At 50.7% G+C, this 6,374-nt stretch carries 3 protein-coding genes, 1 tRNA gene and 3 rRNA genes; 3 read left to right on the forward strand and 4 right to left on the reverse strand.

The genetic code is table 11. The features are described 5' to 3' along the window. Window positions 1–64 precede the first annotated feature (64 nt). From ACLJZ5_RS09310 to ACLJZ5_RS09320, 3 genes are all read left to right on the forward strand, one after another. Window positions 65–1,222, forward strand: a complete 1,158-nt coding sequence (locus ACLJZ5_RS09310) for an efflux RND transporter periplasmic adaptor subunit (RefSeq protein ID WP_000160383.1) — start codon at window positions 65–67, stop codon at window positions 1,220–1,222. 11 nt (window positions 1,223–1,233) lie between these two features. Continuing rightward, window positions 1,234–4,347, forward strand: a complete 3,114-nt coding sequence (locus tag ACLJZ5_RS09315) for an efflux RND transporter permease subunit (protein ID WP_001273283.1) — start codon at window positions 1,234–1,236, stop codon at window positions 4,345–4,347. Between the two features lie 236 nt (window positions 4,348–4,583). Further along, the gene (locus ACLJZ5_RS09320; protein ID WP_000825645.1) at window positions 4,584–4,805 is read left to right on the forward strand and encodes a membrane protein; all 222 of its coding nucleotides are present in this window, start codon (window positions 4,584–4,586) and stop codon (window positions 4,803–4,805) included. An 828-nt stretch (window positions 4,806–5,633) separates the two neighbouring features. Here ACLJZ5_RS09320 and rrf (ACLJZ5_RS09325) read toward each other — a convergent pair. From rrf (ACLJZ5_RS09325) to ACLJZ5_RS09340, 4 genes are all read right to left on the reverse strand, one after another. Then, window positions 5,634–5,749, reverse strand: a 5S ribosomal RNA gene (gene rrf, locus ACLJZ5_RS09325). Between the two features lie 39 nt (window positions 5,750–5,788). Next, window positions 5,789–5,864, reverse strand: a tRNA-Thr gene (locus ACLJZ5_RS09330). A gap of 14 nt (window positions 5,865–5,878) precedes the next feature. Continuing rightward, window positions 5,879–5,994, reverse strand: a 5S ribosomal RNA gene (gene rrf / locus ACLJZ5_RS09335). Window positions 5,995–6,190: 196 nt separating this feature from the next. Next, window positions 6,191–6,374: ribosomal RNA gene (locus ACLJZ5_RS09340) — 23S ribosomal RNA — on the reverse strand; the annotation flags it as partial.

Raw genomic sequence — 6,374 nt, forward strand, 5'->3', positions numbered from 1 at the left:
TCGCGCGTTAACGCCTTACCGTTATCCGGTGAATAACGAGCTTTCGGTTTTTTAAGGAACAGTAATGACGAAACATGCCAGGTTTTCACTCCTGCCCTCATTCATCATATTCTCTGCTGCGCTGCTGGCCGGTTGTAATGACCAGGGAGATACCCAGGCTCATGCCGGCGAGCCGCAAGTCACCGTCCATGTGGTCGAAACAGCGCCGCTAGCCGTAACGACCGAACTTCCCGGACGTACGTCCGCATTTCGCATTGCGGAGGTTCGCCCCCAGGTGAGCGGGATCGTGCTTAAAAGAAACTTCACCGAAGGTAGCGATGTAGAGGCCGGGCAGTCGCTTTATCAGATCGATCCTGCCACTTATCAGGCCGATTATGACAGCGCTAAAGGCGAACTTGCTAAAAGCGAAGCGGCTGCGGCTATCGCGCACCTGACGGTCAAACGCTATGTTCCACTGGTCGGCACAAAATATATCAGCCAACAGGAATATGATCAGGCGATTGCCGACGCCCGCCAGGCCGATGCCGCCGTTGTGGCGGCAAAAGCCGCTGTTGAAAGCGCGCGTATTAACCTTGCGTATACCAAAGTCACCTCACCCATCAGCGGGCGTATAGGAAAATCTAATGTGACTGAAGGCGCGCTGGTGACTAATGGTCAGTCAACTGAACTGGCTACCGTGCAACAACTCGACCCGATTTATGTCGACGTGACGCAATCAAGCAACGACTTTATGCGACTCAAGCAATCCGTCGAACAAGGTAACCTGCATAAAGACAGCGCCAGTAGCACGGTTCAACTGGTAATGGAAAATGGTCAGGTCTACCCGATTAAAGGCACGCTGCAATTTTCCGACGTTACCGTAGATGAAAGCACCGGCTCTATCACGCTCAGGGCAGTTTTCCCTAACCCGCAACACAGTCTGCTTCCCGGTATGTTTGTTCGCGCCCGCATTGATGAAGGCGTCCAGCCCAATGCCATCCTTGTCCCCCAGCAGGGCGTAACCCGCACGCCGCGCGGCGACGCAATGGTGATGGTGGTTAACGATAAAAGCCAGGTCGAAGCCCGCAATGTCGTGGCGGCGCAGGCTATTGGCGATAAATGGCTCATCAGCGAAGGGTTAAAACCGGGCGATAAGGTCATCGTCAGCGGCTTACAAAAAGCGCGACCGGGCGTCCAGGTGAAAGCCACTACCGATGCTCCTGCAGCGAAAACGGCGCAATAAGGTAACCGTACATGGCAAACTTTTTTATTAGACGTCCTATTTTCGCCTGGGTTCTGGCCATTATCCTGATGATGGCTGGCGCACTGGCAATAATGCAACTTCCCGTTGCGCAGTATCCAACCATTGCGCCGCCAGCGGTTTCTATTTCTGCAACCTATCCTGGCGCGGATGCGCAGACGGTACAGGATACGGTTACTCAGGTTATCGAACAAAATATGAACGGTATCGATAACCTGATGTATATGTCCTCTACCAGCGACTCTGCTGGTAGCGTGACCATCACCCTGACCTTCCAGTCCGGAACCGATCCGGATATCGCGCAGGTTCAGGTGCAAAATAAATTGCAGCTCGCCACGCCTTTACTGCCGCAAGAAGTCCAGCAGCAGGGGATTAGCGTTGAAAAGTCCAGCAGCAGCTTTTTGATGGTCGCCGGGTTCGTCTCGGATAATCCGAACACTACCCAGGACGACATCTCTGACTATGTCGCCTCTAACATTAAGGATTCTATCAGCCGTCTTAATGGTGTGGGCGACGTTCAGCTATTTGGCGCACAGTACGCCATGCGTATCTGGCTGGATGCGAATCTGCTAAATAAATACCAGCTCACGCCAGTTGACGTCATCAACCAGTTAAAAGTACAGAACGACCAGATTGCGGCAGGCCAACTGGGCGGCACGCCAGCATTACCGGGCCAGCAGCTTAACGCCTCAATCATCGCCCAAACGCGTCTGAAAGATCCGGAAGAGTTCGGCAAAGTTACGTTGCGTGTCAATACCGACGGTTCTGTCGTCCATCTCAAAGATGTCGCGCGTATTGAGCTTGGCGGTGAAAACTATAACGTTGTAGCGCGCATTAACGGTAAACCGGCCTCCGGTCTCGGTATTAAACTGGCGACCGGCGCTAACGCGCTGGATACCGCAACCGCAATCAAAGCGAAACTGGCGGAACTGCAGCCTTTCTTCCCTCAGGGAATGAAGGTGGTTTATCCTTATGACACAACGCCCTTCGTAAAAATATCTATCCACGAAGTGGTAAAAACGCTGTTTGAAGCGATTATTCTGGTGTTCCTGGTAATGTATCTGTTCTTACAGAATATCCGGGCAACCCTGATTCCTACCATCGCTGTTCCTGTCGTGTTGCTAGGCACTTTTGCGGTACTCGCCGCCTTTGGCTATTCCATCAATACCCTGACGATGTTTGGTATGGTACTGGCGATAGGGCTGTTGGTTGACGATGCGATAGTAGTCGTAGAAAACGTTGAACGTGTAATGATGGAGGATAACCTTTCTCCCCGAGAGGCGACGGAAAAATCCATGTCGCAGATTCAGGGAGCGCTGGTTGGTATCGCGATGGTACTGTCTGCGGTATTTATCCCGATGGCCTTTTTTGGCGGTTCGACCGGGGCAATTTATCGCCAGTTCTCTATTACTATTGTTTCAGCAATGGCGCTATCCGTTCTGGTTGCGTTGATTCTGACGCCAGCACTGTGCGCTACGCTGCTTAAACCCGTATCTGCTGAACATCACGAGAAAAAAAGCGGCTTCTTTGGCTGGTTCAATACCAGGTTTGACCACAGCGTTAACCACTATACTAACAGCGTAAGCGGCATCGTGCGTAATACGGGTCGCTATCTCATTATCTATCTGCTTATTGTAGTCGGAATGGCGGTTCTGTTTTTACGCCTCCCGACCTCCTTCCTGCCGGAAGAAGATCAGGGGGTATTCCTGACCATGATTCAGCTCCCCTCTGGCGCTACGCAAGAACGTACGCAGAAAGTGCTGGATCAAGTCACTCATTACTACCTGAATAATGAAAAAGCGAACGTCGAAAGCGTGTTTACCGTAAACGGCTTTAGCTTTAGCGGTCAGGGACAAAACTCAGGGATGGCATTTGTCAGCCTTAAACCCTGGGAAGAGCGTAACGGTGAAGAAAACAGCGTCGAAGCCGTTATCGCCAGAGCGACACGCGCCTTCAGCCAGATTCGCGACGGGTTGGTGTTCCCCTTCAACATGCCGGCAATTGTCGAGTTAGGTACCGCGACAGGTTTCGACTTTGAACTGATTGATCAGGGAGGACTCGGTCACGATGCGTTAACAAAAGCGCGTAATCAACTGCTGGGTATGGTCGCGAAGCATCCAGACCTATTAGTGCGCGTACGCCCGAACGGGCTGGAAGACACGCCACAGTTCAAGCTGGATGTCGATCAAGAAAAAGCGCAGGCGCTCGGTGTTTCGCTGTCTGATATCAACGAAACCATCTCCGCGGCGTTGGGCGGCTATTACGTTAACGACTTTATCGATCGCGGACGAGTGAAAAAAGTATACGTTCAGGCTGACGCTCAGTTCCGTATGCTGCCGGGAGATATCAACAATCTTTATGTTCGCAGCGCCAATGGCGAGATGGTGCCCTTCTCTACCTTTAGCTCAGCACGGTGGATTTATGGTTCGCCACGCCTGGAACGCTATAACGGGATGCCGTCAATGGAACTGCTCGGTGAAGCAGCGCCCGGACGAAGTACCGGTGAAGCCATGTCGTTAATGGAAAACCTGGCTTCACAGCTGCCAAACGGTATTGGCTATGACTGGACAGGTATGTCGTATCAGGAACGGTTGTCAGGTAACCAGGCGCCGGCGCTGTACGCAATCTCACTCATTGTCGTTTTCCTCTGCCTTGCCGCTCTGTATGAAAGCTGGTCAATTCCGTTCTCGGTAATGCTGGTCGTACCGCTCGGCGTGGTTGGCGCTCTGCTTGCAGCGTCATTGCGCGGTCTGAACAATGACGTTTACTTCCAGGTTGGCTTGTTAACCACTATTGGCCTTTCTGCTAAAAACGCCATCCTGATTGTCGAGTTCGCCAAAGATCTCATGGAAAAAGAAGGACGTGGATTGATTGAAGCGACGCTGGAAGCATCCCGTATGCGTTTACGTCCTATTCTAATGACCTCGCTGGCCTTTATTCTCGGGGTAATGCCGTTAGTTATCAGTCGTGGCGCAGGTAGTGGTGCACAGAACGCAGTAGGCACAGGGGTTATGGGGGGAATGTTAACCGCAACCTTATTAGCTATCTTCTTCGTGCCAGTATTCTTCGTTGTTGTAAAACGCCGATTTAATCGCCATCATGATTAACCGGTAAACAGAGGCGTCTTCGGACGCCTTTTTAAACGGTACGTCTTTATCTCCGCTATTCCCCCTCTCCGCTTACCTCTGCATTCTCCATAGTTTTTACAATTCACATGAATTGAGATGATTCCTCATGTCGGCCATTTTTTCTGTGGTGGTAAAATAACTCTCGTTTTCGCAGCGGTTAGAGCCAGCATTTACGTTGCTGTACTTCGCGAAACGCTGATTAATGAGGTAACACCATGAAAAGACTAATTCCAGTTGCATTGCTTACCACCTTATTGGCAGGTTGTGCACATGATTCTCCCTGCGTACCGGTTTATGACGATCAAGGGCGGCTGGTTCATACCAATACATGTATGAAAGGTACAACGCAGGATAACTGGGAGACAGCAGGCGCTATCGCTGGCGGCGCTGCGGCGGTAGCAGGGTTGACGATGGGTATCATTGCGCTTTCTAAATGATACATGCAGGCGCGGCAATGCCGCGCTTTCAGTAATAATATAAAGGTCGTAAGGATACTCAGCGACGTAATCTATTCAGCCTATCCCCCGAAAGTTAACACGATAAAACGCTCTCTTTTCTTACTCGCCCATCCCGATGGTATTTATTCTATTCCTTGTCCGATGCAGACAAAATTGTAGCTTGATAGCATCGTAAGCCGCATTACAAACAGGCTTTATACAGTAAGACTTAGAGCGTGGTCATTAGTCGTAATTATTACAGACAGTCTGGATATAAACCGGAGCATACACGTAATACATGAGGATTTTGAGCACTGTCCCAGGGCCAAACTGGCAAATAAAATAGCCTAATGGGCCAGATTCTTAGTCCTCAGCGAATATCTCTATTGCTTATTAGAGGCGTAAGTAAAAGCCGTTTGTACATCTACTTCAGCACGGTTCACATTCGATGGTTCAGGCGGATATATGGCGGGAAATCACGTTTACTAAAACGGTTTTTATCCACTCTACGAAGATGTTATATACCCAAAATAATTCGAGTTGCTTAAAGGCGGCAAGGGAGTGAGTCCCCAAGAGCATAGATAACTATGTGACTGGGGTGAGCGACAAATCTGCCGGGAGCAGATTTAAACGTCGCGTGCGACGGCCCGTCAGGGCGAGGCCCATGAATGGGCCGAGTAATCCGTAGCCAACACATAAGCGACTTGAAGTATGAAAGGTATAAACCAAATATAAAACGCGTCGGCGTCATTATCCGATAACTTTTTCCATAGAGAGATAAATGCAAAAAGGCCCAATCTTTCGATTGGGCCTTTTGCTTTATTTGATGTCTGGCAGTTCCCTACTCTCGCATGGGGAGACCCCACACTACCATCGGCGCTACGGCGTTTCACTTCTGAGTTCGGCATGGGGTCAGGTGGGACCACCGCGCTACTGCCGCCAGACAAATTCTTTTTCAAATGCCGAACTTTAACCGTATTAAGTGGTGCTGATACCCAGAGTCGAACTGGGGACCTCACCCTTACCAAGGGTGCGCTCTACCAACTGAGCCATATCAGCACACTAAATTTGATGCCTGGCAGTTCCCTACTCTCGCATGGGGAGACCCCACACTACCATCGGCGCTACGGCGTTTCACTTCTGAGTTCGGCATGGGGTCAGGTGGGACCACCGCGCTAGTGCCGCCAGGCAAATTCTTTGTGCTCTGTACGCAATTCTTTATCGCATCAGCGGCGTTGCCTGCGCTCGTAAAGTCAGTCACATACTTCTGTATGCTCCTTCCTTTCCTTCGCTTGCCGCCTTGCTGCTGCGCAAATTATTGCGTACTCAACTCTGAATCAGTGCTGAAAATCATCTCTCATCCGCCAAAACATCTTCGGCGTTGTAAGGTTAAGCCTCACGGTTCATTAGTACCGGTTAGCTCAACGCATCGCTGCGCTTACACACCCGGCCTATCAACGTCGTCGTCTTCAACGTTCCTTCAGGAGACCTAAAGTCTCAGGGAGAACTCATCTCGGGGCAAGTTTCGTGCTTAGATGCTTTCAGCACTTATCTCTTCCGCATTTAGCT

Origin of the sequence: Salmonella sp. 5800 (assembly GCF_046558195.1) — a bacterium.
Lineage (GTDB): Bacteria > Pseudomonadota > Gammaproteobacteria > Enterobacterales > Enterobacteriaceae > Salmonella > Salmonella enterica.

Bases quoted from the DNA above. Each gene is read 5' to 3' on its own strand.
- ACLJZ5_RS09310 (WP_000160383.1), top strand. From the start codon at position 65: ATGACGAAACATGCCAGGTTTTCACTCCTGCCCTCATTCATCATATTC.
- ACLJZ5_RS09315 (WP_001273283.1), top strand. From the start codon at position 1,234: ATGGCAAACTTTTTTATTAGACGTCCTATTTTCGCCTGGGTTCTGGCC.
- ACLJZ5_RS09320 (WP_000825645.1), top strand. From the start codon at position 4,584: ATGAAAAGACTAATTCCAGTTGCATTGCTTACCACCTTATTGGCAGGT.